Source organism: Qipengyuania sp. ABI-127-1, assembly GCA_022953095.1.
Taxonomy (GTDB): domain Bacteria; phylum Pseudomonadota; class Alphaproteobacteria; order Sphingomonadales; family Sphingomonadaceae; genus Qipengyuania.
Map to the genome: position 1 here is coordinate 1,218,056 of JALJCR010000001.1, position 25,115 is coordinate 1,243,170.

Genomic DNA, 25,115 nt, shown 5'->3' on the forward strand with positions numbered 1-25,115 from the left:
TGAATACCGCGTCAGGAACCATACCCACTCGGCCTTAACGCTTCGGTTGGTCTTCCCTGCCATAAGGCAGCCATGCGATTGGCAACCATCACCAATGTAGCCTACGGCGCGACCGTCGCCTTGACGGTCGTATCCGGCGTTATGATGCTGCTGGCATCGAATGCGCATGATCTCGAACGGGCCGCTGTCGAACAGCGCCATCAGCTCGACGAGGCCACCTCCCGGCTCGGCCGGGACATCTACGCCATGAGCGAGCATGCGCGGCAATACGTCAATACGGGCGATGAGACCTACGCCGTGGTCTATCGCCGCGACGAGGAAGAACTGGAATCGGTTGAGCGGCGGATCGAACATATCGGCGATGCCGGTGCCAGCCAGAATGAACTTGCCACGTTGGCCGAAGCGATCCGCTGGGCGGATACGCTGCATGATGAACAAGTCGCAGCGATCGCCGCCTACGAACAGGGCAACGAGGAGCGCGCGCGGCAGATCCTGTTCGGCCCGGAATACGAGCGCGAACTGAACCGCGCCGAAATGCTGGTGCAGCGTTTTCAGAACCAGCTCGACGGGCGCATAGAAAGAGTGGTGAACGAAGCGGCGGCAATCGCGGCCATGTGGAAATTGCTGGCTGAAATCGTGCTGGCGATCACTGGTCTGCTGTTTCTGTGCGTGCTGTACTTCATTTTCAAGCGCCGCGTGCTGCATCCCGTGGTCAGGCTGAGCGATGTGGTCAGCCGGTTAGCCGCCGAGGATTATGCGACCGAGCTACCCGAAGTGAACCAGATCGACGAAATCGGGGACATGGCGCAGGCTATCCGCGTTTTCCGCGAAAACGGCTTGGCGCGGCAGCGGCTTCAGGCCGAACGCGATGCCGACAGCGCCCTTCGCGAACTGCTTTCGCGCATGACCCAGCGCATGCAGAGCTGCGATACGCTGGAAGACTTCGAAGACGTAGTGCGGCGGTTCGTGCCGGAGATCGACCCGGGGCGGGCCGGACGTCTTTACCTTTTCGATGAATCCCGCAATGCGATGGTCGAGGCCTGCACCTGGCAGGAACCGATACACTCCCAGGCCGAATTCGCCCCCTCATCCTGCTGGGCTTTGCGGCGCGGAATGCCGCACAGGCCACAAAGCGACGGAGTAGATGTGCCTTGTCAGCATCTCGCATTAGCGGATGGGGAAATATCCGATTCGCTTTGCCTGCCGTTGATGGCTCAGAACGAAACGCTTGGACTGCTCTATCTTGAAGTCCGCGATCACAGCGAAGGCGGATCGCCGACGCCGGCCAACTATATCGAGATGCTGGCCGAAAACATCAGCCTGGCCCTGGCGAATCTCAAATTGCGCGACGCGCTTCGAAAGATGGCCATGCACGATACGCTGACCGGCCTTTCCAATCGCCGCAACTTCGATCACGTCATGGAAAAGCTCCGCACTGGCGAGGGGGACGCCGCCGGGCGAATGACTTGCCTGATTCTGGACGTCGATCATTTCAAAAGCTTCAACGACCGTTTCGGCCACGAGGCCGGCGATCTCGTGCTGAGCGAAGTGGGCAAGGTCCTGCGCGAAGCGACGCGCGAGCCCGAATTCGCCTTCCGCTACGGTGGCGAGGAGTTTGTGATGTTATTGCCGGATTTCGACAGCGAGCAGGCGGCGGCCCGCGCGGAAGACATTCGTTCGCGAATCGCCGCGCTCAATCTTCACCATGACGGCGAACGGCTCGGCCGGATCACGATATCGATCGGCGTTGCCAGCGTTCCGGAACATTGCGATCTGAGCCAGATGGTCCAAGCTGCGGATGCCGCGCTGTACCGCGCGAAGGAGGGTGGGCGCGACCGAGTCGAACTGGCCCAGTGTCGGCGGGAGGTGAGGGGAAGCACCCTGCAAACGGGTTGATCCCGACCGGCGCACCGCCCACTGATCGCAGACCTGGTCGCCAATATGCTTCATAGTCTTGCGTAGCCGAAGACGAGGCTTGCCGCCAATGCCACCATGCTTGCCGCCAAGGCGATGGCGGCGGGCCGTGCCTCGTGCCTGCCAAAGGCCACGGTCACGCCGAGCTTCACGCTCATATTGGCGAGGATCGTGCCCGCGATAGCCAGCGCGGCAAGGGCAGGCGAAATTGTTCCCGGTTCGAGCCCACCTGCGGTCACGATGGCTGCATCGACATCCATGCTGCCCATCAGCAGCAGCAGGATGGCGATGCCCTGTTCGCCGAATTCGCCTTGCGCCCAGCGCGCGGCCACTGCGGCAAGGGCAACGAAGGCGACGAAGGTCAGGGCGGGCAGCATGGCGATGGGGTTGCCAGGCGGTGCCGGTCCGGTCGTGCTGGGGGCCTTGCGGTAGAGCCAGTAGCTCGCCGCGAAGCCGGCGATCAGCGCGGGCGCCACCACCACCACGAACGGTTCGAGCAGGCTGGTTGCGAGCACCGCGACGAGGATGATGACGCGTAGGTACATGACCGCGCTGGCCAGCGCGATCCCCGCATTCTCCGCGCCGCCGCCCAGGCCCGATCCGAGGCGCTGGGCGAAGGAATGGGTGACCGCCGTGGAACTGTAGGCCCCGCCGATCACCGCAGTGGCGATCGTTCCCCGGCGCGCGCCGAACATGCGGTTGGCGACATAGCCGACGAAGGAAAAGCCGGTGACGATGACGACCACCAGCCACAAGACGCGCGGCTCCCAGGCGTCGTATGGGCCGTAGCGGCCTTCGGGCAGGAAGGGCAGCACCGCCAGCGCGATGACCGCATAGCGGGCGAAGGCCTTGATGTCGGCCTCGTCGAGCGCGCCGACCCAGCGATGGGCCTCGGTGCGCAGCGCAAGGATCAGTGTGACCACCGCCGCACCCGCAACCGCCAGCGCCTCTTCGCCGATCCCCGCGAGGAACCCCAATCCGAGCGTCAGCATGGCGGCCACCGCGCTGGTCGCGTCGGGCCTGCCGGTGTCGAGCACCGAGCGCGAATAGCCGATGGCCACCAGTGCCGCGGCGACCGCGAAAACGATACCCGAGACGACGGGGTATCCCAGCAGGCCGATGGTACCGCCTAGCCCCGCTGTCATGCCGAGCAGGGTGAAGGTCCTTATGCCCGCAACCCGCATTCCCGGCGTCTCGTCGCGCAGCTTCCAGCCGCGTTCGATTCCGATCAGCAGCCCGACCGCGAGCGCTGCGGCGACCTGGGGTACGAAGTGGGACGCAAGCATGTCCAGCGGAAAATCTCCCAGCTCAGCTCTTCCAGTCGAGCCCCATTTCCTCGAACATTTCCTTGTCCTCGCTCCAGCGCTCGTCGGTCTTCACGTGAAGGAAGAGATGGACCTTCTGGCCGAGCAATTCGGAGAGTTCCTCGCGCGCGGCCTTGCCGATTTCCTTGATCCGGCTGCCGCCCTTGCCGAGCACGATGGCGCGCTGATTGTCGCGCATGACCACGATCTGCTGGTGAATCTCGACACTGCCATCCTTGCGCTGGATGTATTTTTCCGGGCGAACGGCGCTGTCATAGGGCAGTTCCTCGTGAAGCTGCTGATAGAGCTGTTCACGGGTAATCTCGGTGGCGAGCAGGCGCTCGCTGGCATCCGAAACCTGGTCCTCGGGATACATCCACGGGCCTTCCGGCATCATCGCGGCGAGCGCGTCCTTCATCTCGGGTACGCCGTCGCCGGTCAGCGCGGACACGAAGTATATGTCCTCGAATTGCGCTTTTTCGGTCAGTTCCTGCGCCAGCGCCAGCAGCGGTTCCTTCTTCGCCACATCGACCTTGTTGAGGACGAGTATCTTGCGTTCCGGTCGCCCTGCGATCTGTTCGATCAGCGGTTCGAGTTCATGGCGCCGCTGCTTGACCGGGTCGACCAGCAGCAGAACGGCATCGGCGGCTTCCGCGCCTTCCCAGGCCGCGCTGACCATCGCGCGGTCGAGCCGCCGCTTGGGCGCGAAGATGCCCGGCGTATCGACCAGGATCATCTGCGTTTCCGCATCGTCGCTTGTGTGCAGCGCGATGCCCATCATCCGCGCGCGGGTGGTCTGCGCCTTGGCGCTGGTGATCGCGACCTTTTGGCCGACCAATTGGTTGACCAGCGTGCTCTTGCCCGCATTGGGCGCGCCGAGGACGGCGACGACGCCGCATCTGGTTTGCGTATCACTCACCCGAATTTCTCCATGAATTTGCGTGCCGCTTCCTTTTCCGCTTCCTGCTTGCTGCCTGCGGTGCCTTCCGCCTTGCCGACCCTGTGCACACTGACCCGCACGGTAAAGCGCGCCGCATGATCGGGGCCGGAACGGTCGATCAGCTCGTATTCGGGCGGCTTGCGCTGATTGCCCGCAGCCCATTCCTGCAACGCGCTCTTGGGATGTTTCGACTTGCCCGCACCGCTTTCGAGCGCCGGGCGCCAGAGCAGGCGGACGAGATCGCGCGAGGCATCGAACCCGTTATCGAGGAACTGCGCGCCGAGCAGCGCTTCCATTACGTCGCCGAGGATATTGTCGCTATCGCGGCCACCGTCGCTGCTGGCTTGCTTGGAAATGCGGATATGCGGTGCCAGGCCGACACCGCGCGCAATGGTCGCGCACATTGCGCGGCTGACGATCGCGTTGAGACGCTGGGCGAGCTTGCCCTCCGGCGCATCGCTTTGCGCATAGAGCCAATCGGCAATGGACAGGCCGAGCACACGGTCGCCGAGGAATTCCAGCCGTTCGTAGTCGCGCTTTTCGCCCATGCTTCCATGCGTGAAAGCGGCGAACCACAGCGCCTCGTCTTTCACGGTAAAGCCGGTCTTCGCCAGCCATTCGCGGGTTTCAGGGGCGAGGGCGCTCATATGTCGCTTCCGATCCGGTCCCAGCGCGCGGCGGTGAACCAGGTCCAGGGCAGCAGCCACTGCGCGCTGCCATCGGTGGACCACAGCACACGGCTGGCGCGGCCGACCAGCAGGTCTGCATCCACCAGACCCACACCGCCATCGGGCACGGGGGGAAAGCGGCTGTCGAGCGAGTTGTCGCGATTATCGCCCATCATGAAAAGCTGACCTTCGGGGACGATTACGGGGTCGAAATTGTCGGGGTCGATCCGCAGGGGCTGGCCGCGCGAATTGGTGACGAAACCGCCCGCGCCATCGGTAAGCAACCGCGCCCCGACCGGGCCGAAATCGATAGTCATGTAGCTTCTGCCCGAAGGCAGCGTCTCGCGGAACTGGCGATAGCGGCAGATCGTGCCGTCGACCACGATGCCGCCATCGCGGCGGCAGCTCGTATTGGCGCTCATCGGAATGTCGGCATAGCCCGCCGCTTCCCTGGGCAGCGGCTCGCCATTGAGGATCACCACGCCATCACGGGTGGCGATCGTATCTCCGGGCAGGCCGATCACGCGCTTCACGTAATCCGCCCCGGTCACCGGATGCTTGAAAATCGCAACATCTCCGCGCTCCGGCAGGTCGGCGAAAAGGCGCCCCTCCCACAAGGCCACTTCACCCGGCAGCGAGAGCCTAGAATAGCCATAGGGCCATTTGGCCGCGACAAGGTAGTCACCATTGCGCAGGTTCGGCAGCATCGATTCCGACGGAATCGTAAAGGGCGAAAAAATGAAGCTGCGGAAAATCAGCACTGCGATCACCAGCTTGGCCACAAACCACAGGAAACTGCCGAGCGTTTCCTTCTCGGGTTCGTCCTTGGCGGGTGCGGGGCTCGAATTCGTATCCAGCGCTTGCTCTGTCATGCGGGGTTCTCAATCATCGCCGAAGTCCCTAGTCGCCGACCTGCGCACACGAAAGGATTTTTGAGACATGACTTCTTCCGCCGCGATCTGGGACAAGCTCGAAAACCTGCCGCGCCCGACGCTGGGTGAGCTGTTCAGCGCGGTGCGCGACGGCGGCGAGGGCGCGGACGAACCGGGCGGGGCGGAGCGCGTGGCGATGCTGTCGGGCCGGATCGAGCTGGAAGAAGGCGGTATTCTGTTCGACTGGTCGAAGACGCATCTCGACCGCGCGGTAATCGCGGCGTTCGAGGAGCTGGCCGAGGCGATGGATTTCGCCGGCATGCGCGCCAAGCTGTTCGGCGGCGAGGTGGTCAACCCGACCGAGGGGCGCGCCGCCGACCACGCGACGCTGCGCGGCACGGGCGACGAGGCCAAGGTGGAAGAGGCGATGGCGCTGATCGACCGCATGGGCATGCTGGTGGGCGCGATCCATCAGGGTGCGCTGGGCGAGGTGGAGCATCTGATCCATATCGGCATCGGCGGCAGCGCGCTGGGTCCGGCGCTGGGCGTCGATGCGCTTTCTCGCGACCTGTCCTATTGCGATGTCCACGTGGTCTCGAACATCGATGGGGTCGCGCTCGAGGCAGCCTTTGCCAAATGCGATCCGGCCAAGACGCTGATCGCTGTGGCCAGCAAGACCTTCACCACGATCGAAACCATGACCAACGCCCAGTCGGCGCTCAAATGGCTTGCCGACAATGGCGTATCGGACCCCGGCGGCCGCGTGATCGCACTCACCGCCAATCCCGAAGGCGCGGTCGAATGGGGCGTCGACGAGACGCGCATCCTGCCGTTCCAGGAAAGCGTTGGCGGGCGCTATTCGATCTGGTCGTCGATCGGCTTTCCCATCGCGATGGCGGTCGGCATGGACGATTTCCGCGCCATGCTGGCGGGCGCCAAGGCAGTGGACGAGCATTTCCGCGACACGGACGGCGCGGCGAACCTCGTGCTGCGCGCGAGTTTTGCCGATCTCTACTACAGCCGTGTGCGCGGCTGCCAGACGCGCGCGGTCTTCGCCTATGACGAGCGGCTCGGCCTGTTTCCCGACTATCTCCAGCAGCTCGAGATGGAGAGCAACGGCAAGCGCGTTACCGCCGACATGCAGCCCGTCGATGGCCCGACCGCGCCGATTACCTGGGGCGGGGTGGGCACCGACGCGCAGCACGCGGTGTTCCAGCTCCTCCACCAGGGCACGCACCTTATCCCCGTGGATTTCATCGCCAGTGTGGCACCGGGCGACGAGCTCGACCCTGCGCACCACCGCATCCTGCTGATGAACTGCTTTGCGCAAGGCGCGGCGTTGATGGCGGGCAAGGCGGGAGAGGACCCCGCGCGCAACTATCCCGGCGACCGCCCCTCGGCGACGATCCTGTGCGACGATCTCGACGCCGCTGCGTTGGGCGCGCTCATCGCCTTCCACGAACACCGCACCTTCGCCAATGCCGTGCTGATGGGCATCAACCCCTTCGACCAGTTCGGCGTCGAACTAGGCAAGGCGATGGCCAAGGCGATCGAAAAGGGCGGCGAGGAATTCGATGCCAGCACCGATGCGCTGGTGAAGGCGGCTGGGTTGGCCTAGCGCTGTTCGCTTTCCTTGGACGGGATGACGAGCTTGAAGGTTGTCCCGCCCTCATCCGAGGCGACCTCCATCCGTCCACCATGCGCCGTGGCGATCTGGTCGACGATGAACAGGCCCAGTCCCAGGCCATCGTGATTGCCCTGTTTCGAGCCGCGATCGAAGGGCTGAAACAAAGTCTTGAGGACATGGGCAGGAATGGGCGTGCCCGAATTCGTGACCGAGATTTCCAATTCGTCCCGCGTCGTTATTGCCTTCACCATGACCGGGGCATCGTGTCGGCCGTGATGCAGGGCGTTCGAAACAAGATTCGAAAGGAGCTGGGCCAAACGGTCGGGATCGCACTCCACCGATCTCCCGATCGCAATCTCGCTGCGGATGTCGCGATCCGGCCTTGCCGTTTTCGCTTCGACAATGACGGTTTCCAGCTTCCTGTCCAGGTCCGGCGCCCTCTGGAGATCGAGCGAGATACCCGATCCCAGCCTGCCACGGGCGAAATCCATGACATTGTTGATCAGCTCGATGGCGCGGTCGATCGTTGAGTCCATTTGGGTGACGATTTCACGATCTTCGGTGTCGAGATTGCCGGAGTCCTTGAGCAGCTCGGTTCCTGCTTTCAGCGCAGCCACGGGGTTACGAAGATCGTGGCCCAGGACCGCGATGAACTGCTCGCGCAATTCGGCCTCGCGATCGCGCTGTTCGGTTTCGGATTCCGCCCGGATTTTCGACTCGAGCAGGTTGCGTTCGTATTTTCGGCGGTCTTCCGCACGGAACAGCGTCAGACGCGTGAAAAGATGGGTGTCCGATTCGTCCCGCTTTTCCGATGCATTGGCAATTACGGGCACGAGCCCGTGGTCGCATCTCAAGTCGAGGGCGATCTCGTAAACGAAGCCCTGCAGGCGCAGCAGCGGGGCAAGGTGCGTTTCGTAGGCAATGCGCCCACCGGTTCCGAGCAAGTCTCGCAGGGGTTTACCGACCAGATCGTCGGCCGACAGATCGAGCCAGCCGAGCAGGGTCCGGTTGGCCCGTAAGATCTTCGAATCGGGGGCGAGCGACAGGTAGCCGCACGGCGCGTTCTCGTAGAGGTCGAGGAGATCCTCGGTCGGGTCAGGTCCGGACATAGTGCCGGATTGCCTGCGCGACTTCATCCGGTGCGCTCAGGTTGGGGCAGTGCCCGGTCGCCTCCAATTGCACGAACGAGCTGTCGGGTACTTTCTCGGCGACATATTTGCCGACCTCGACCGGAGCGATGATATCCTCGCTGCATTGCAGCACCAGCGTGGGAACGGGCACTGCCGACAGATCCGCCCGATTGTCCGAGAAGAAGGTAGCCCGCGCAAAATCGCGCGCGATATCCGGATCGGTGTTGCAGAAACTGTTGGTCAGCCTTTCGCCCAGTTCGGGGCGGTCGGGATTGCCCATGATCGCCGGTCCCATGGCGGCGGACCAGCCGAGGTGGTTGTTGTCGAGGAATTCGAGCAGTTCTTCGATCTGCTGTTGGTCGAAGCCGCCAGTATAGTCGCCGTCGTCGATGTATCGAGGCGAGGGGCCGACCATGATTAACTGCTTGAAGAGATCAGGCGCCTCGATGGCCGCGAGCGCGCCGATCATCGCACTGACCGAATGGCCGACGAACACCAGATCCGGCGTATCGATCGATCGCGCAACCTCGACGACATCGCGCGCATAGCCGTCCAGGTTCGCATACTTCGCCTTGTCATATGCGCTCAGGTCGCTGCGTCCGGCCCCGACATGGTCGAAGAGCACGATGCGGAAGGAATCCGCCAACTGGTTGGCCACCGGTTCCCACATGCTCTGATCGCAGCCAAAACCGTGGGAGAACAGGAGGGTGGGCGATCCCGAGCCGAAGGCCCGGACATTATTGCGCGTCTCAATCATGTGGGCGATTGTTACCAGCCCATTGGTTAATTCCAAAGTTCCACGCAAACCTCCGTGCGGGTTGACTTTCACCATGCCCTGCACCACATGCACGCCATCGAAGCGCGCTAGCCAGCGTGAAGCGGCGATGGCAACACATCCATCGCCCCGGCCGCGCCTCGGTTCATTTTCTCAGACTTCCCAATTCACGCGGGTGGTTACAACCTCCGCGACCGCGCCCGGATTCCGTCTGTGGAACCGAGGGCGCGCCGCATGTTTAATGCGAGTAATCATGACTCAGTTTTCAGACCTCGGGCTGTCGCAGCCCGTCCTCCAGGCCCTCGATCTCAAGGGCTATACCGAACCCACGCCGATCCAGGCGCAGGCAATCCCGCCCGTGCTCGAAGGGCGCGACCTCATGGGGATCGCCCAGACCGGCACCGGCAAGACCGCCGCTTTCATGCTGCCCAGTATCGACCGGCTGCGGGAAGCCGACAGGCAGACGCCATTCAAGTCCTGCCGCATGCTGGTCCTCGCCCCGACGCGTGAGCTGGCCGGGCAGATCGCCCAGAATGCGAAGGAATATGGTGCGCTGGCGGGCCTCAAAGTGCATTCGATCGTCGGCGGCACTTCGGTCAACAAGGACCGCAACAAGCTCCATCGCGGGACCGACATCCTCGTCGCCACGCCCGGCCGCCTGCTCGACCTGATCGACCAGAAGGCCTTCACCCTCGACAAGGTCGAAGTGCTGGTGCTCGACGAGGCCGACCAGATGCTCGACCTCGGCTTCATCCACGCGCTGCGCCGGATCAGCCAGCTCGTGCCCGAAGACCGGCAGACGCTGTTCTTCTCCGCGACCATGCCCAAGCAGATCCAGGAACTGGTCGGTAAATATTGCCGCAATCCGGTCAAGGTATCGGTGACGCCCGAAAGCACCACCGCCGAGCGGATCGACCAGTATCTCTTCATGGTCCAGCAGGACGAAAAGCAGACGTTGCTCGAAATGATCCTGTCCGAACGGCACCCGGTGCCCGGCAAGTTCGAGCGCGTGCTGATTTTTGCGCGCACCAAGCATGGCTGCGACCGGATCGTGAAGAAGCTCAGCCAGAGCGGTATTCCGGCCAACGCGATCCATGGCAATAAATCGCAGCCGCAGCGCGAACGCGCGCTGGGCGAGTTCCGCAGCGCCAAGACCCCGATCCTGATCGCGACCGATGTAGCCGCGCGCGGGATCGATATTCCCGGCGTGAGCCACGTGCTCAATTACGAGCTTCCCAACGTGCCCGAGCAATATGTCCACCGCATCGGCCGCACGGCGCGCGCGGGCAAGGACGGCATCGCCATCGCTTTCTGCGCCGAGGACGAGCGCGATTACCTCAAGGACATTCGCAAGAAGACCGATGCGGAGTTCGAACGCCTGCCGCTGCCCGACAATTTTCGTGCAGTGGTGGAAGGTGTCGGGCCGACCAAGCGTGCGGCTCCGGGCCAGCGCATGGCCAAACCCAAGGTTCGCCCCACCGGCGATGCCGCAGCGCGCCGGTCCAAGCCCAAGAACAAGCACCCCAACCGCGCCGGTGCGCCCAAGCGTGACGGTGCACCCGGTGGCAAGCCCGGCGGCAGCCGCCCTTCGCGCAATCGCAACCGACGCCGCGCGGGGCGTTAATCCGAAGCCAGGGGCAGCTTCCCTGTAACTCCCGCCTTGGCAAATGCGTATGACGGGCCATATCGCACGCCTGCGTTAATTACGGAGCTGCCGCATGTCCGAGCAATATGATTTCGACCTTTTCACCATCGGTGCCGGTTCCGGCGGCGTGCGCGCCAGCCGCGTCGCGGCGGCTCACGGGGCAAAGGTCGCGATCGCCGAGGAGCACCGTGTCGGCGGCACCTGCGTTATCCGCGGCTGTGTGCCCAAGAAGATGCTCGTCTATGGCGCGCATTTCGCCGAGGATCTGAAGGATGCGCGAAACTTCGGCTGGAAGACCGAGAACTGCGAATTCGACTGGGCGGTTCTGCGCGATAATGTGCTGAAGGATGTCGACCGGCTCGAGGGTGCCTATACCGACACGCTCGAAAACCACGACGTAACCATCTTCCACGAACGCGCCGAAATTTCCGGCCCACACGAGATCACGCTGGCGAGCGGCAAGAAGGTCACGGCGAAATACATTCTGATCGCCACCGGCGCTCGGCCGCGCCTGCCCGAATGCGAGGGTGCAGAACATGCCATCACCTCGAACGAGGCGTTCCATCTCGACAAGTTGCCGGGGCGCATCATCATCGCGGGTGGCGGCTATATCGCCAACGAGTTCGCGGGCATCTTCAATGAGTTCGGAAGCAAGGTGACGCTGGTCAACCGCAGCGACAAGCTGCTGCGCGGCTACGATCCGGCGCTGGTCGACCGGCTGCTGCAGATCTCGATCATGAAAGGCATCGAGTTCAAGTTCAACACGAAGTTCGAATATATCAAGCCATGCGAGGATGGCGGCTATTTCGTCAAGCTGACCGATTGCGACGAGGAGCGCGTCGACCAGGTGATGTTCGCTACCGGGCGTGTGCCCAATGTGGAAGGGCTCGGCCTCGACAAGGCAGGAATCGAACTGGGCGACAATGGCGAGATCAAGGTCGATCGGTTCAGCAAGACCAATGTCGATCACATCTATGCAGTGGGCGACGTGACCGATCGCGTGCAATTGACCCCGGTGGCGATCCGCGAAGGGCAGGCTTTCGCCGATACCGTGTTCGGCGGGCACGATCCGCTCGCGGTCGACCACTCCTGCATTCCCAGTGCCGTCTTCAGCCATCCTCCCATCGCGGCGGTCGGCATGACCGAGGGCGAGGCGAAGAACAAGCTTGGCAGCGTCAAGATCTATCAGTCCGACTTCCGCCCGATGAAGAACGTTCTGGCCGGGCGCAACGAGCGCAGCCTGTTCAAGATGGTCTGCGACGGGGAGAGCGGCGAAATCGTCGGCATCCACATGATCGCGCCGGAGGCGGCGGAAATGATGCAGGCCGCCGCCATCGCGGTGAAGGCCGGTCTCACCAAGGCGGATTTCGATTCCACCACCGCAATCCATCCGACGATGGCGGAAGAGCTGGTGCTGATGCGCTAACCCTGCGCTGCGCGGTTCACAGCCCGTCCCCTTTCTACAGAAACCGGGAGGCGGGTGGCTTGGGGGACTGTTAGCGCAGCCGATCCGGTGCCAGCGCCGCTTGTTCGACGCCCACTGCCTGCAATTCCTCCGGCCATTCGCCCCCCACGGCCAGCGCTTCTGTGGCCAAGGCCATGGCGGGTGAGGTCTGGAGGCCGAAGCCGCCCTGGCCCGCCAGCCAGAGAAAGCCCGGTGCGGTCACGTCGAAGCCAGCCACGGGCAGGCGATCCGGGGTAAAGCTCCGCAGTCCCGCCCACTTGCTTGCCAGGCGCGGGATCGTGAGCGTGGTGGCCTCCTCAACCCGCCAGGCGGCGAGCGCGACGTCCTCCTCCTCGGGCTGGGCATCGCACGGGTCGCTTTCGCCTTCGTCCATCGGACTGGCGAGCAGGCGGCCGCTTCCCTCAGGCTCGATGTAGAAACCGGGGCCGACGGTTTTGGTGAAAGGCCAGGCGGACACGTCCAGCGGCACGTCGAAGGTGATGACCGTGCGCCGCAGCGGGCGGATACCGATCGGGCGCACACCGGCGAGACGCGCCACGTCGTCCACCCAGGACCCGGCGGCATTCACCACCATGCGCGCGGCATAGCTCGCCCCCGGCGTATCGACGATCCAGCACCGGCCATCGTGGCGCATCGCCGTCACCGGAGCCTCGACCGCCAGCGTGCCGCCCGCGCCAGCCAGCGCCTTGCGGTGGGTTTCGAGCAGGGCATGCGCATCGAGCTTGCGGCCATCCCCGTCGAGCAGCGCACCGACGATCGCATCCTCGCGCAGTATTGGAACGATAGCGCGCGTCTCGGCGACCGACAGGCGCTGAACCTGTGAAACCCATTCGCGGTAAGTCGCCTCGAGCCGGTCCAGCATCTTGTCCTGTCCCGCCAGCGCGATGAACAGCGCGGGGTGGGGGTGCGCGCCCGGCGGTTCCATCAGCGGAATGCTCGCCGCGGTCAACGCGCGCACCAGCGGAGCCTCCATGTCGAAATGGGCGAAGGCGGCGCTGCGGCCCGAGGAATGGACGCCGGGGGCAGCCTCCGCCTCGCATACTACGGTGCGTCCGTGCCGGGCGAGGCGCGCCGCTGCAGAAAGCCCCGCAATCCCCGCACCCACCACGAGGAAATCGACCGTGTCCATTCCGCCTCCGTTGCCCGTTGCATTCAATCCGCCTAACCTGCCGCAAAATACGCGCGATGGGGAGCGGGCAGATGGCAGGCACCGTACTGGTAACCGGCGGAACGGGATATATCGGCGGTGAAGTGATCGAACGGTTGCTGGCCAAGGGCCACAGCGTCCACACTACGGTCAGGAATCTGGCAAAGAGCGAGCCCAGGCTGCGCGCACGCTGGCCGCGGGCGGGCGAACGGCTGAGCGTCTTCCAGGCCGATCTGATGAGCGACGATGGCTGGGCCGAGGCCAATGTCGGCTGCGATGCGGTGGCGCATGTCGCATCGCCCTTCCCGCTGAGCGTACCGAAGAACAAGAACGACCTGATCGTTCCCGCGAGAGAAGGCACGCTGCGCGCCCTGAAATTCGCGCATGCGGCGGGGATTGCGCGCTTCGTCCAGACCAGCAGCGCGGCGGCCATCGCCTATGGCCATCCGGAAAAGAACCATTTCGACCACCATGACTGGACCAATCTCGATGCTGACGTGCCGCCCTATATCGAGAGCAAGACCGTGGCCGAGCGCGCCGCGCGCGACTGGGTGGCGGCGCACGCACCCGACATGGCGTTCTGCTCGATCAATCCGGTGGCCGTTTTCGGCCCGGTCTATAACGACGATATGTCGACCAGTGTCGAGTTGGTGAAAAAGATCATCGACGGTTCGATCCCCCTGATCCCCGACATGGGCATTTGCGTGACCGATGTGCGCGACGTGGCCGAAGCGCATGTGCGCGCGATTGAGGCTCCGGCGGAAAAGGTGCGCGGCGAGCGTTTCCCTACCAGCGAGAAGTTCATGTGGATTCGCGAAATGGCCGATGTGGTCCGCGCACGTGTACCCGAACATGCGGGCAAGGTGCCCAGGCGCCCGATGCCCGACTGGCTGGTCAGAGTGCTCGCGCTGTTCATGGACGAGATGAAACAGATCAAGGGCGAACTCGGCAATGTTCGCGATGTGTCGGGCAAGCATACCGAGGAGGCGCTCGGCTTCACCTTCATTCCAGCCGAACAGACGCTGGAAGACACCGTGCGCAGTCTCGTCGAAAAGGGGATCGTGAAAGCTTGATGGACATGAATGGCAAGCGCGTGCTCCTCACCGGAGGCACAGCGGGTATCGGCGAGCAGATGGCGCTCCAGCTCAGGGACAAGGGTGCCGAGGTGATCGTGACCGGGCGTTCGCTCAAGCGGCTGGAGGCGATGCGCAAGCGCGGGTTCGAGGCGGTGGAGGCGGATCTTCACACCCCGCTCGGCGCCGAGCGCATTCTTCATGCGCTCGGAGACCGCATCATCGATGTGCTGGTCAACAATGCCGGCCAGGGGGTCGACCACGATTTCCGCGAAGCCGCGCCCGATGCGGATGCGGCGGACGATTGCATCTATACCAATCTCAACACGCCGATCCGGCTGATTACCGCGCTTGTTCCGCGGCTGAAGAAGCGGCCCGAGGCGGCGATCGTCAATGTCACCAGCGGGCTTGCCATCGCGCCGCGCGCGGGCGGGCCGGTCTATTGCGCGACCAAGGCGGCGCTGCGCAGCTATACGCAGGCGATCCGCGCGCAACTGGCCGATACGAATGTCGCGGTAATCGAGGCGCTGCCGCCGGTGGTCGACACCCAGATGACTGCCGGGCGCACCAACAAGAAGATGCCGCCCGAAGAATGCGCGCGGCAGATCGTCCACGCGCTGGAGAAGGGGCAGTCGGAAGCCAATGTCGGCATGGTCAAGATACTGAAGGCGGTTCACTCGGCTTCGCCGGCATTGGCGCGTAAAGTGATGCTGCGGTTTTAAAGCACCGCTCCACTCGGGTACGAATCGCGTCGGCGCATTGCCACTGGGCCAAGGGCTCGTCACAAGGCGCATGAAACGAATCGCTGACGGGATATTTGCATGAACATGCTGGCGTCGCGCGGGCAGCTGCGCGCAAGTTTCATTCGCTGGGCACTTTTCACGGTTCCGCTTTGCGTGTTGCTGGGCTTCCTTGCGGGGATGTTGGGCAGCCCCGACACCGCCTGGTTCCAGAGCCTCGCAAAGCCGGATATCTACCCCGAACCCAAATGGTTCGGTATCGTCTGGACGATCCTCTATGCGATGATCGGCCTGTCGGTGGCGCTCGTCGCTTCGGCTTGGGGCGCACGCGGGCGCACCGCTGCCCTATGGGTTTTCGCGGTGCATTTCGTGCTCAACCTTTCGTGGAGTTACGTGTTCTTCGGTGCGCAGCAGATCACCGGGGCGCTTTTCCTGCTGGTCGCAATCGTGCTCTCCCTGCTGGTGGTCATCGCGCTGTTCTGGCGCGTGCGGAAACTCGCCGCAGTTCTGCTGGTGCCCTATCTCGCCTGGGTCTGCTTCGCGACCGCACTGAATTACCAGTTTTTGCAGCTCAATCCCGATGCGGATGGTGGCGGTCCTGACGGCGCGGTGGAGCGGGTGAGGATTTAAGGTTTGTTGCGTGGGGTTAGGACCTGCGTCCTGACCTTTCGGCACCGGCCCACGCCCCCTCCCGTCCACCCACGGCACGGTATCTTATGGGTGGTCGGGAGGGGGCGTGGGACGGTGCAGCCGCAAGCCATCGACGGAGGTCGATAGCGTACCCAACAAAAACTGGACAAAAGTGCCCGCACGAACCATTTGATCGGCCATGCAAAGCCAGAACCCGTTGATCGCCGATTTCGTCAAACTCGCCAATTCGGCGGCCGGTACGCTTGCCGGCATGGGGCGCGAGGCACGCGATGCCGCGCGCGAGCGGGCGAAGGAAACTTTCGGCGGGATGGATTTTGTCAGCCGCGAGGAATTCGACGCGGTCAAGATGATGGCCGGCAAGGCACGCGAAGAAGCGGAAGACCTCAAGGCCCGCGTCGCGGCTTTGGAAGCGAAAGCCAAATGACCGTCGCCCCTGCGAAGGCAGGGGCCCAGATAACGGTCCCGCAAGCGGCTCGCTGAATGGTCGGCTGCTGGGTCTATATCATGACCAACGGCCCGCATGGCACGCTCTACATCGGCGTGACGAGCGACATTGCGGCCCGCGTTCACGCACATCGCGAGGGACGAGGTTCGGAGTTTTGCCGCAAGCACGGCCTCAACCGGTTGGTTTACGCCGAGCATTTCGAGGATATCCATGAGGCAATCACCCGCGAAAAAGCGATGAAGCGCTGGAAGCGGCAATGGAAGCTCAAACTGATCCGGCGAGACAACCCCGACTGGAGCGATTTGTTCGAAACAATCCAGTGAACGGGCCAATCGCGTCCCTTATCTGGGCCCCTGCCTTCGCAGGGGCGACGTAAGTCGTTAATCGTTGAACATGCACCTCACCGCACCCGCCATATTGATCGCCGCGCGCCCGCATGGGGAAACGGCGGTGATCGCGCGGCTGCTGACCGAGGAGAGCGGTGTGGTCGCGGCCTATGTCGCGGGCGGGCGCGGGCGGCAGTTGCGGCCGGTAATGATCCCCGGAAACGTGGTGCAGGCGGACATCCGCGCCAAGTCGGACAGCCAGCTACCATTTGCCAGGCTGGAGCTGGTGCAGAGCCGGGGGCCGTGGCTGTCCGAACCGCTATCGTCCGCCGCAATCGCATGGGCCACCGCGCTTACGGCCGCGGCATTGCCCGAGCGCAACCCCTATCCCACCCTTTACGCGGCACTCGGCGGACTGCTCGATGCGATCTGTTCGGCCGATGCTGCGCGCCAGTGGGTCGAGGCGCTGGCTATTTACGAGGCGCTGCTGCTGCGCGAGCTGGGCTATGGCGGCGAGCGGCCCGCGATAGCGGACCTTGGGCAGGCCTTGGAAATTCTCGACCGCCAGGAACCGCTTATCGCACGCTACCTGCTTGCCGATACCCGGGCCGACGTCCTAGCTGCACGGCAACTCCTCAGGCAGCGGCTGGCACGGATGATATCCTGATCGGTCATTGCGAGGAGCCGCTGGCGACGAAGCAATCCATGGCGTTTCGGTAGCCGCATTGTCGGTCCATGGATTGCCGCGCGGCCGTGCCGCTCGCAATGACGAGGTAGTGACTTGAAGATTGCAGTTTTCGCAGGCGACGGGATTGGTCCCGAGGTTACGGCGCAGGCGCTGCGCGTGCTCGATGAACTCGCGCTGCCCGGCTTGACGCTGTTGGAGGGCGATGTCGGCGCTGTTGCCTACCGCCGCCATGGGCATCCGCTCCCGCAGGAAACGCTGCAAATGGCTTGCGCCGCCGATGCTGTGCTGTTCGGCGCGGTGGGGGATTTCACCTGCGACGACCTGCCGCGCGACTTGCGGCCCGAACAGGCGATCCTCGGCCTGCGCAGCGAGCTTGGCCTGTTCGCGAACCTGCGCCCGGCGGCTGGCTTTCCCGGCCTCGAACACCTGTCCTCGCTCAAACCCGAAGTCGCGCGCAGCATCGACCTGCTCGTCGTGCGTGAGCTGAATGGCGATGTCTATTTCGGCGACAAGGGCGAACGCGAGAGTACCGGCGGCCGCGAGGGATGGGATGCCATGTCCTATAACGAGGCCGAAGTGCGCCGCATCGCGCACACCGCCTTTCGCGCCGCAATGGGCCGGAACAAGCGTCTGACCAGCGTCGACAAGGCCAATGTCCTCGAAACCAGCCGCATCTGGCGCGAGACCATGATCGAGGTGGCGAAGGACTATCCCGAAGTGGAACTCGACCACATGTATGTCGACAATGCCGCGATGCAGCTCGTCAAGGCGCCGGGCCGGTTCGACACGATCGTCACCGGCAATCTGTTCGGCGATATCCTTTCCGACCAGGCTTCCGCCTGCGTCGGGTCGATCGGCCTGCTCGCCAGCGCCTCGCTCGGCGAACGGCAGACCGATTATGGCACGTTCGGCCTTTACGAGCCGATCCATGGCAGCGCACCCGACATTGCGGGTGAGGGCAAGGCGAACCCGGTGGCCGCCGTGCTGAGCCTCGCAATGCTGCTGCGCCACTCGCTCGGGCGCGAGGAAGACGCGGCGCGAATCGAGCGCGCGGTCGGGCGCATTCTGGCCGATCGCGTGTTCGGCGGCGACCTCGGCGGCAGTGCTTCGACAGGCGAGATCGGCGATGCGATTGTTAGGAAGCTGGTAACCATATCTTGAGGAATGCCGCATAACCGGGTCATGCAATGGATATGACCCCGGAAACGCAGCCCTCCATAGCTAGTGCGGCCTCCAGCGTCCGTCCGCTGGACCTCGCGATCATCCTGCCGACGCTCAACGAGCGCGACAATCTCGAACCGCTGGTCGAGCGGATCGAGGATGCGCTGGGCATCTCGGGCTGGGAGGTGCTGATCGTCGACGACAATTCGTCCGACGGAACCAGCGACGAGGCTCGCCGTCTGTCGCTGTCCGACCCGCGCGTTCGGGTCATTCAGCGGATCGGCCGCCGGGGCCTGTCGAGCGCGGCGATCGAGGGGTTCTGCGCCACTGCCGCGCCCTATGTGGCAGTGATGGATGCCGACCACCAGCACGATCCCAAGCTGCTTGTTGATATGCTTGCGGCAGTCAAATCGGGCGAGGCCGAGGTCGCCGTGGCCAGCCGCTTCGCCGAAGGCGCGAGCATGGAGGAATGGGGCCGTCCCGACCGCGAGAAGCTGTCGAGCGTGGCCAATTTCCTCGCCCGCAAGCTGACCGGTGTGGACCTGTCCGATCCGATGAGCGGCTTTTTCCTGCTGCCCACCGCGACGGCGCGCCGCCTGGTGCCGAACCTGTCGGGTATCGGCTTCAAGATATTACTCGACCTGCTCGCCACTTCCGACACACCGCTCAAGGTGAAGGATTTTCCGATGAATTTCTCCGCCCGTCGCTCCGGCGAAAGCAAGCTCGATCGTGCGATTGCCCTCGATTTTCTCGCCGGTCTTTATGACAAGAGCTTCGGGCGGGTGATCCCCACACGCTTCGCGCTGTTCGGCACGGTCGGGGTTATCGGTATCGGCGTGCACATGGCGATCCTTTATGCCTTCCTGTTGATCGTCGGAACGAATTTCGGCTGGAGCCAGGCGGTCGCGACGTTCGGGGCGATGACCTTCAATTTCTGGCTCAACAACTTCCTGACCTACCGCGATCGCCGCCTGAAAGAAGCGAACAAGGTGTTCTGGGGCTGGCTCAGTTTCATCGTGGCCTGCTCGATCGGCGCCTTCGCCAATGTCGCGGTGGCGACCACGCTGTACGATCGGGGCCTGCACGAAGTGCTCGCCGCGCTGGTCGGCATCGGCATCGGCTCGGTATGGAACTACGCCCTGTCGAGCCGCTTCGTCTGGGGTAGGTATTAGGGATTGTTGCATGCGGTCGGGACATCCATCCCGGCCCTGCGGCGGCACCAGCCCACTCCCCCACTCGGCCACCCATTCAACATGATCCCGTGGGTGGCCGGGAGGGGGAGCGGGAAGGCACAGCCCAGGGAAGCGCAGATGCGCTTTCCGCACGCAGCGAAAAACTTCACCGCCAGCTTTCCAGCCAGGTCCACACCGCGAAACTGTCCGGCCCTACCAGCGGCGCACCGCTGATGATCGGATAGAACCAGGCGAATACCAGCACGCTGCCGACGACCGGCGTAAGCGCGGTCTTGCGCCAGCCGTTCTGCCACAATGCATCGCAGGCCAGTGCCAGCGCACCGAGCAGCGCCATGCTGGGCACGGCGTAATGGTAATAGAATTGCACCGGCTTGCTCGCGACAATCCAGAAACCCAGGCTCACGCCATAGAGCGCGACCACGCCGAGCGCGGTCCAGTGGCGGCGGACCACGCCGTGCCAGGCGCACCAGGCGAGCGCGGGCAGACCGAGCAGCATGGTCAGCGGATTGCCGATCAGCATGATTCCGCGCTGCACACCGTCGATCGGCTCGTAGAGATACCAGATCGATCGCGCGTTCAGCACCCATTGCTCCCAGGTCGACTGGTAAGGATGGGGCTTGAGCACCTGTTCCTGCTGCGACAGCATGAATTGGTGGTGGAACAGCAGACCTTCGGTAATCGGGTTCACGCGGAAGAAGAAGGCCGGAAGATAGGTCGCGGCATAGACTGCCAGCGGCACCACGCCGAGCCACAGCGTCGCCTCGACCAGCGTGGTGCCTGGCACCGGTGCGCCCCGGCGGCTCAGGAACAACCGGCGGCGCCCGGCTGCGGCGCGGGCGAAGAAGAAGGCGAGGCCGGGCAGCATGGCGATAACGAGCGCGTTCCACTTGGCGCCCATGGCGAGACCCAGCGCGATACCGGTCAGTGCGAGCCGCCATCGACCCTGTTCGGGCTGGCGGATCGCGGCGGCATAGTGCCATGCCGCGAGGCTCAGGAAAGCTAGGCAGAAGATGTCCAGCATCGCGATGCGCGCATGGATGAACAGGTGGAAGCCCGTCGCCAGCAGCACGCCGTAGGCAAGTGTGGCAAAGCGGCTCAGCGTGCCGAACCAGACCGCCCGCATGGCGGCGAACAGGGCGAGCGTGCCGAACAGGGTCGGGAGCAGCCGCCAGCCCCACGGATTGTCGCCGAACAGCGCAATGCCGAGCGCGAGTAGCTGTTTGCCGAGCAGCGGATGTTCGCGATTGGTGAATTCGCCCATGACCAGCAGCTCGCGCGCGGCGGGAAGGTAATGGACCTCGTCGAAATAGGGTTTGGCGACGATTGTCAGGTGCGGCAGGCAGGCGAGCCAGAAAATCAGTGCCAGCGCGGCGCACCAGCGCAAGGGATCCTTGGGTTGCTCGGGCGCGCGGCTCATCGGCAAGCGGCTTAGGAAAGCCGCGCGCCAGCATCAAGCGCGTTCAGGCAGTTGTCCGCTGCTCCAGCCAGAACAGCCGCGCGACCATCGGCAGGAGCGAGATCGAGGCGGTCAGCGCGACGGCCACGATCCATATCGGGACATTCATGCCCACCGCCCGGGCGCGCGGGACGATGAAGACGAGCGCGATGACGACCACGATCACGAGATCGTACCACACCTGTGTTCCCCACAGGTTCTGGATATGGTTGGGAATGAAGCCGAGATAGCCTTCCTGCACGATGGGGACGGCACTGAAGGCGATAAAACCGACCGCCAGCAGCGCCGCAAGGCCCGCGCTTTCTTGCACTCGTTTGCGGAATGCCAGAGAGAGCATGGCCGGAAGCGCTCCGAGCGCACCGAGGACGAAGAGGATTTCGAGCGTGGTCATGTCTGATTCCCATTGCTGTGTAGCGACTGCTACATACGATATGTGTAGCAAGTGCTACATTTAGTCAATGGCCGATCATCGCCTCTCGCGTGAAACGCTGCTGCCGCTGCTTGCCCAGCACGTGCTGGAACATGGCCTGGCCGGAGCCAGCCTGCGTCCGCTGGCCAAGGCCGCCGGGACCAGCGACCGGATGCTGATCTACCATTTCGGCTCCAAGGACGGTCTCGTCACCGCGCTGCTCGACCATGTCGCAAAAATGTATTCGGGCGCGCTTGCAATGGCCTATCCAAGCGAGCCTGCGGCCTCGCGCCGGGAATGCGCCCAGCGGCTGCTGGAGATCGCGCGCGCGCCGATGTTCGCGCCGTTCCTCAAGCTGTGGTGGGAAATCGTTGCGGGCGCATCCACGGGCGATCCCGCCTACCGCGCCAGCGCTTCCGCGATGATGGACAGCCAGCTCGCCTGGTTCGAAGCGCATATGCCGCATGATGATCCCGACCCCAAGGGCGGGGCGCGGCTGGTTGCAACCATGGTCGAAGGGGCGCTGATGTTCGATGCGCTGGGCCTGGGCGAGACCGCCGAAGCCGGGCTTGCCGCCTTGGAAGGCTGACCTGCTTGCCGCTTCACGCGGGCATGCTATCGAGCGCGTCATGAAGAACACCACCGGCACCAACCGTTCGATCACCTCTGGGTGGCGGCCCGCGACGCAGGCCGTGCGCGGCGGCACCTGGCGATCCGAACATGGCGAGACCAGCGAGGCGCTGTTCCTCACCTCCGGCTATACCTATGACGACGCGCAGACGGTGGCCGACCGTTTCGCGGGCGAGGCGGCAGGGATGACCTATTCGCGCCTCCAGAACCCGACCGTCGCCATGCTCGAAGAACGCGTCGCGCTGATGGAAGGGGCGGAGGCCTGCCGCGCCCAGGCAAGCGGGATGGCGGCGATGACCACTGCGCTGCTGTGCCAGCTTTCGGTGGGCGACCATGTGGTCGGCGCACGGGCGGCGTTCGGTTCGTGCCGCTGGCTGCTCGATCATCTGCTGCCGCGCTTCGGGATCGAGACGACGGTGATCGACAGTGCGGACGACGATGCGTGGGAGGCCGCGATCCGACCCAACACCAAGGTGTTCTTTTTCGAAACGCCCGCCAATCCCACGCTCGATATGGTCGACCTCGCACATGTCTGCGGCGTCGCGCGGGCGCACGGGATCACAACCGTTGTCGACAACGCCTTTGCCACAAGCGCGCTACAAAAGCCGCTGGAATTCGGCGCGGATGTGGTCGCCTACAGCGCGACCAAGCTGATGGACGGGCAGGGGCGGGTGCTTGCGGGCGCGGTCTGCGGATCGCAGCAGTGGATCGACGAGGTATTGCTGCCCTTCCAGCGCAATACCGGCCCCAATATTGCGCCGTTCAACGCCTGGGTCGTGCTCAAGGGGCTGGAGACGCTGGACCTGCGCGCGCGGCGCCAGAGCGAGAACGCAGTCGAACTCGGCCAATTCATGGAAGGCCGCGTGCCGAAGATGCTGCATCCCGGCCTGCCCAGCCACCCGCGCCACGATCTCGCAAGCAAACAAATGGTCGCGACCGGCCCGATTTTCGCCTTCGATGTGGGCGACCGGGCGACGGCTTTCAGCATTCTCGATGCGCTCGAACTGGTCGATATTTCCAACAATATCGGCGATGCGCGCAGCCTGATGTGCCATCCGGCCAGCACCACCCATGCCGGCATGACGCAGGAAGCACGTGACGAGATGGGCGTGACCGAGGGCCTGCTGCGCATCAATGTGGGGCTGGAAGATGTCGAGGATGTGAAGGAAGATATCGACCGGGCGCTGACGATCGCCGGGCTCTAACGCCGCCAATTGTTGCGGATCGCGACCCGTTCCAGCTCTTCGCCCAGCGCATGGGCGCTCGTCATCGCCACGGCACAGCGCGCATCGTCGGTCAGCACGCCGTGAACGTCGAGACCGGCGCCGCCGATAAGCGCCATGAGCAGACCTTCGTCGCGCGTCATTCCGGTCGCACAGCACGGTGCGAGCAGAATCCGGCGCTGCGAGGTTCGGGCCAGATCGATGACCAGCGCCCGCGCCAGCACCAAGATCTTGCGAAATTCCGCACCGCTTGCATCGAGCGCCAGCATGGTTGCGCGGGCATCGTGAAGTCCGTGTGCCGCCAGTCGCCGCATGAGAACCAGCCCGAGCGTCTGGTGGCGGCGGGCGGGCAACGGCAACTCGAGAGCGGTCGAATCATGTGAACGGGCCATGCGATCTCCTTTTCAGCCCTTCTACGCTAATGCGAGTCATTCGCAAGTAGAGGCTGGGTGTGACCCGTATCGTTTGGCGGCCCTTTTCGATAACCTGCCTTTATCGCCTGCGGGAAGCTTCGCAGGCCACCCCGTCATTGTCGCGGTCCAGCGCCCGCCGATATCCGGCCTCTCCGCGGCGGATCGGCGCTGCGCCTGCCGCCCGGGCGGCATCGCAATTGCGGAAATAGACGCCGCCCCTGATCTGTGATGCGGGTGGTTGAGGCGTTGCGCGCCGGTTGCGGTGGCAGTGATAATCGCCCGTCTTGCGGTTGTTGTGGCATCCTTGCGCATTCAGCCCACCCGGATGCGCCAGCGCGGGCGGCGGCGGACCAGCCAGAAGCGCGAGCGGCAGGAGGAGGGCGATGCCTTTCATCCTCGCAAGCATAGCATCAAACGGCTATCGGGGGGAGCGGGGAGAAACGAATGGCCCGGAAGACCATCGAATACATTTTCGATTTCGGTGCGCCGAACGGCTATCTTGCATGGTATCCACTCAAGGATATCGCGGCGCGAACCGGTGCGCGCCTGGAGGTGACGCCGGTCTTTCTCGGCGGCATGCACAAGCTCACCGGCAATGCCCCGCCAATGGTGCGCGATGCCGGGGTGAAGGGCAAGGTCGCCTATGCCGCGCTCGAATTCCAACGCTTTCTGGACCGTCACGGGATGGACAAGTTCAGGATGCACCCCGCGCTGCCGTTCAACTCTATCCTACCCCAGCGTGTACTGGTGGCGGCGGGCGACGAGGCGGAGCGACACGCCATCGTTGAAGCCCTGCTTCCGGCAGTATGGGAGCGGAATATCGATTGCGGCGATATCGAGGTGGTGGGGCGTGAACTGGCCGGGGCAGGCCTCGATGCGGAGCGCCTGCTCGCCGCCACGCAGGATGCGGCGGTGAAGGCGGAACTGGCGGAGAATACCGAACGGGCGGTGGCGCGCGGGGCTTTCGGCATCCCGACCTATTTCGTCGATGGCGAAATGTGGTTCGGCAAGGAACGTCTCGGTCAGCTCGAAAGCTATCTGGTCGGTGGGAAGCCCTAGCACGGCGGAACCGATCGTTTGCGGTCCGCCGAATCGGCGAGGCCGGGGCATCGCAGCATAAAGGCCCGGAATATCGCGGTTGATCGGTGCTTGCCGAGACGATCGCCGGGAGGGCAGACGAGATGCCTAAGGTGGAAAATCGCACGGTTTTGCTTGCACAG

26 protein-coding genes are annotated in these 25,115 nt (G+C 64.0%); 15 read left to right on the forward strand and 11 right to left on the reverse strand.

Annotation, left to right across the window (positions count from 1 at the left end; translation table 11 throughout):
• The first annotated feature begins 72 nt into the window (after positions 1-72).
• Positions 73-1,896, forward strand: a complete 1,824-nt coding sequence (locus MUY37_RS05975; RefSeq protein ID WP_499194461.1) for a diguanylate cyclase — start codon at positions 73-75, stop codon at positions 1,894-1,896.
• Between the two features lie 50 nt (positions 1,897-1,946).
• Here the strand turns inward: MUY37_RS05975 and MUY37_RS05980 are convergent, their stop codons facing one another.
• From MUY37_RS05980 to lepB, 4 genes are read right to left on the reverse strand one after another with little or no spacing between them, the layout of a single operon-like run.
• A complete protein-coding gene (locus MUY37_RS05980; RefSeq protein ID WP_499194462.1) occupies positions 1,947-3,200 on the reverse strand; it encodes an MgtC/SapB family protein in 1,254 nt (417 codons plus the stop codon).
• Positions 3,201-3,222: 22 nt separating this feature from the next.
• Complete coding sequence (gene era / locus MUY37_RS05985) at positions 3,223-4,137, reverse strand: GTPase Era (RefSeq protein ID WP_499194463.1); 915 nt, start codon at positions 4,135-4,137, stop codon at positions 3,223-3,225.
• Complete coding sequence (gene rnc, locus MUY37_RS05990; protein WP_499194464.1) at positions 4,134-4,805, reverse strand: ribonuclease III; 672 nt, start codon at positions 4,803-4,805, stop codon at positions 4,134-4,136. Before rnc ends, era begins: the two co-directional genes overlap by 4 nt.
• Positions 4,802-5,698 (reverse strand): signal peptidase I, encoded by an 897-nt coding sequence (gene lepB / locus MUY37_RS05995; RefSeq protein ID WP_499194465.1) that lies wholly within the window; start codon positions 5,696-5,698, stop codon positions 4,802-4,804. Before lepB ends, rnc begins: the two co-directional genes overlap by 4 nt.
• A 67-nt stretch (positions 5,699-5,765) precedes the next feature.
• On the opposite strand from lepB, the gene pgi reads away from it, so the two are divergent.
• Positions 5,766-7,316, forward strand: coding sequence for a glucose-6-phosphate isomerase (pgi, locus tag MUY37_RS06000; protein WP_499194466.1), 1,551 nt, complete (start codon positions 5,766-5,768; stop codon positions 7,314-7,316).
• Here the strand turns inward: pgi and MUY37_RS06005 are convergent.
• Both MUY37_RS06005 and MUY37_RS06010 read right to left on the reverse strand, forming a co-directional pair.
• Positions 7,313-8,434: a PAS domain-containing sensor histidine kinase gene (locus MUY37_RS06005; RefSeq protein ID WP_499194467.1), complete on the reverse strand. Its 1,122-nt coding sequence runs from the start codon at positions 8,432-8,434 to the stop codon at positions 7,313-7,315. The genes pgi and MUY37_RS06005 overlap by 4 nt on opposite strands.
• Positions 8,421-9,212 carry an alpha/beta fold hydrolase gene (locus tag MUY37_RS06010; RefSeq protein ID WP_499194468.1) on the reverse strand — a complete coding sequence of 264 codons (792 nt, stop codon included), beginning with the start codon at positions 9,210-9,212 and terminating at the stop codon, positions 8,421-8,423. Before MUY37_RS06010 ends, MUY37_RS06005 begins: the two co-directional genes overlap by 14 nt.
• A gap of 271 nt (positions 9,213-9,483) precedes the next feature.
• Between MUY37_RS06010 and MUY37_RS06015 the strand changes: the two genes are divergently transcribed.
• Both MUY37_RS06015 and gorA read left to right on the forward strand, forming a co-directional pair.
• Positions 9,484-10,854 carry a DEAD/DEAH box helicase gene (locus tag MUY37_RS06015; RefSeq protein ID WP_499194469.1) on the forward strand — a complete coding sequence of 457 codons (1,371 nt, stop codon included), beginning with the start codon at positions 9,484-9,486 and terminating at the stop codon, positions 10,852-10,854.
• A gap of 94 nt (positions 10,855-10,948) precedes the next feature.
• Positions 10,949-12,301, forward strand: a complete 1,353-nt coding sequence (gene gorA, locus MUY37_RS06020; RefSeq protein WP_499194470.1) for a glutathione-disulfide reductase — start codon at positions 10,949-10,951, stop codon at positions 12,299-12,301.
• A 70-nt stretch (positions 12,302-12,371) separates the two neighbouring features.
• On the opposite strand, the gene MUY37_RS06025 is transcribed toward gorA, so the two are convergent.
• Positions 12,372-13,469 (reverse strand): NAD(P)/FAD-dependent oxidoreductase, encoded by a 1,098-nt coding sequence (locus MUY37_RS06025; RefSeq protein ID WP_499194471.1) that lies wholly within the window; start codon positions 13,467-13,469, stop codon positions 12,372-12,374.
• Between the two features lie 71 nt (positions 13,470-13,540).
• On the opposite strand from MUY37_RS06025, the gene MUY37_RS06030 reads away from it, so the two are divergent.
• The 8 genes from MUY37_RS06030 (at position 13,541) to MUY37_RS06065 (ending at position 19,743) form a co-directional block, all read left to right on the forward strand.
• The gene (locus MUY37_RS06030) at positions 13,541-14,560 is read left to right on the forward strand and encodes an NAD-dependent epimerase/dehydratase family protein (protein ID WP_499194472.1); all 1,020 of its coding nucleotides are present in this window, start codon (positions 13,541-13,543) and stop codon (positions 14,558-14,560) included.
• Positions 14,560-15,282, forward strand: coding sequence for an SDR family oxidoreductase (locus MUY37_RS06035; protein WP_499195120.1), 723 nt, complete (start codon positions 14,560-14,562; stop codon positions 15,280-15,282). Before MUY37_RS06030 ends, MUY37_RS06035 begins: the two co-directional genes overlap by 1 nt.
• Positions 15,283-15,381: 99 nt before the next feature.
• The gene (locus MUY37_RS06040) at positions 15,382-15,930 is read left to right on the forward strand and encodes a TspO/MBR family protein (RefSeq protein ID WP_499194473.1); all 549 of its coding nucleotides are present in this window, start codon (positions 15,382-15,384) and stop codon (positions 15,928-15,930) included.
• Positions 15,931-16,129: 199 nt separating this feature from the next.
• On the forward strand, positions 16,130-16,375 hold the full coding sequence (locus tag MUY37_RS06045) for an accessory factor UbiK family protein (protein WP_499194474.1): 246 nt from the start codon (positions 16,130-16,132) through the stop codon (positions 16,373-16,375).
• Positions 16,376-16,431: 56 nt separating this feature from the next.
• On the forward strand, positions 16,432-16,719 hold the full coding sequence (locus tag MUY37_RS06050; RefSeq protein WP_499194475.1) for a GIY-YIG nuclease family protein: 288 nt from the start codon (positions 16,432-16,434) through the stop codon (positions 16,717-16,719).
• Between the two features lie 70 nt (positions 16,720-16,789).
• The gene (gene recO / locus MUY37_RS06055; protein WP_499195121.1) at positions 16,790-17,389 is read left to right on the forward strand and encodes a DNA repair protein RecO; all 600 of its coding nucleotides are present in this window, start codon (positions 16,790-16,792) and stop codon (positions 17,387-17,389) included.
• Between the two features lie 114 nt (positions 17,390-17,503).
• A complete protein-coding gene (gene leuB / locus MUY37_RS06060; RefSeq protein WP_499194476.1) occupies positions 17,504-18,571 on the forward strand; it encodes a 3-isopropylmalate dehydrogenase in 1,068 nt (355 codons plus the stop codon).
• 26 nt (positions 18,572-18,597) lie between these two features.
• Positions 18,598-19,743: a glycosyltransferase family 2 protein gene (locus MUY37_RS06065; RefSeq protein WP_499194477.1), complete on the forward strand. Its 1,146-nt coding sequence runs from the start codon at positions 18,598-18,600 to the stop codon at positions 19,741-19,743.
• Positions 19,744-19,909: 166 nt separating this feature from the next.
• Here the strand turns inward: MUY37_RS06065 and MUY37_RS06070 are convergent, their stop codons facing one another.
• Positions 19,910-21,181: a phospholipid carrier-dependent glycosyltransferase gene (locus tag MUY37_RS06070; RefSeq protein ID WP_499194478.1), complete on the reverse strand. Its 1,272-nt coding sequence runs from the start codon at positions 21,179-21,181 to the stop codon at positions 19,910-19,912.
• A 43-nt stretch (positions 21,182-21,224) separates the two neighbouring features.
• Positions 21,225-21,611, reverse strand: a complete 387-nt coding sequence (locus MUY37_RS06075; protein WP_499194479.1) for a hypothetical protein — start codon at positions 21,609-21,611, stop codon at positions 21,225-21,227.
• A gap of 67 nt (positions 21,612-21,678) precedes the next feature.
• Here MUY37_RS06075 and MUY37_RS06080 point away from each other — a divergent pair, with 67 nt between their 5' ends.
• Both MUY37_RS06080 and MUY37_RS06085 read left to right on the forward strand, forming a co-directional pair.
• On the forward strand, positions 21,679-22,218 hold the full coding sequence (locus MUY37_RS06080) for a TetR/AcrR family transcriptional regulator (RefSeq protein WP_499194480.1): 540 nt from the start codon (positions 21,679-21,681) through the stop codon (positions 22,216-22,218).
• A gap of 40 nt (positions 22,219-22,258) precedes the next feature.
• A complete protein-coding gene (locus MUY37_RS06085; RefSeq protein WP_499194481.1) occupies positions 22,259-23,464 on the forward strand; it encodes a trans-sulfuration enzyme family protein in 1,206 nt (401 codons plus the stop codon).
• On the opposite strand, the gene MUY37_RS06090 is transcribed toward MUY37_RS06085, so the two are convergent.
• Together MUY37_RS06090 and MUY37_RS06095 are read right to left on the reverse strand one after the other, a co-directional pair.
• The gene (locus tag MUY37_RS06090; protein WP_499194482.1) at positions 23,461-23,874 is read right to left on the reverse strand and encodes a DUF6628 family protein; all 414 of its coding nucleotides are present in this window, start codon (positions 23,872-23,874) and stop codon (positions 23,461-23,463) included. The two genes, MUY37_RS06085 and MUY37_RS06090, sit on opposite strands and share 4 nt — an antisense overlap.
• Before the next feature lie 100 nt (positions 23,875-23,974).
• Positions 23,975-24,289 (reverse strand): excalibur calcium-binding domain-containing protein, encoded by a 315-nt coding sequence (locus MUY37_RS06095; protein ID WP_499194483.1) that lies wholly within the window; start codon positions 24,287-24,289, stop codon positions 23,975-23,977.
• A 50-nt stretch (positions 24,290-24,339) separates the two neighbouring features.
• Here MUY37_RS06095 and MUY37_RS06100 point away from each other — a divergent pair, with 50 nt between their 5' ends.
• A complete protein-coding gene (locus MUY37_RS06100; RefSeq protein ID WP_499194484.1) occupies positions 24,340-24,954 on the forward strand; it encodes a 2-hydroxychromene-2-carboxylate isomerase in 615 nt (204 codons plus the stop codon).
• The last annotated feature ends 161 nt before the right edge of the window (positions 24,955-25,115 follow it).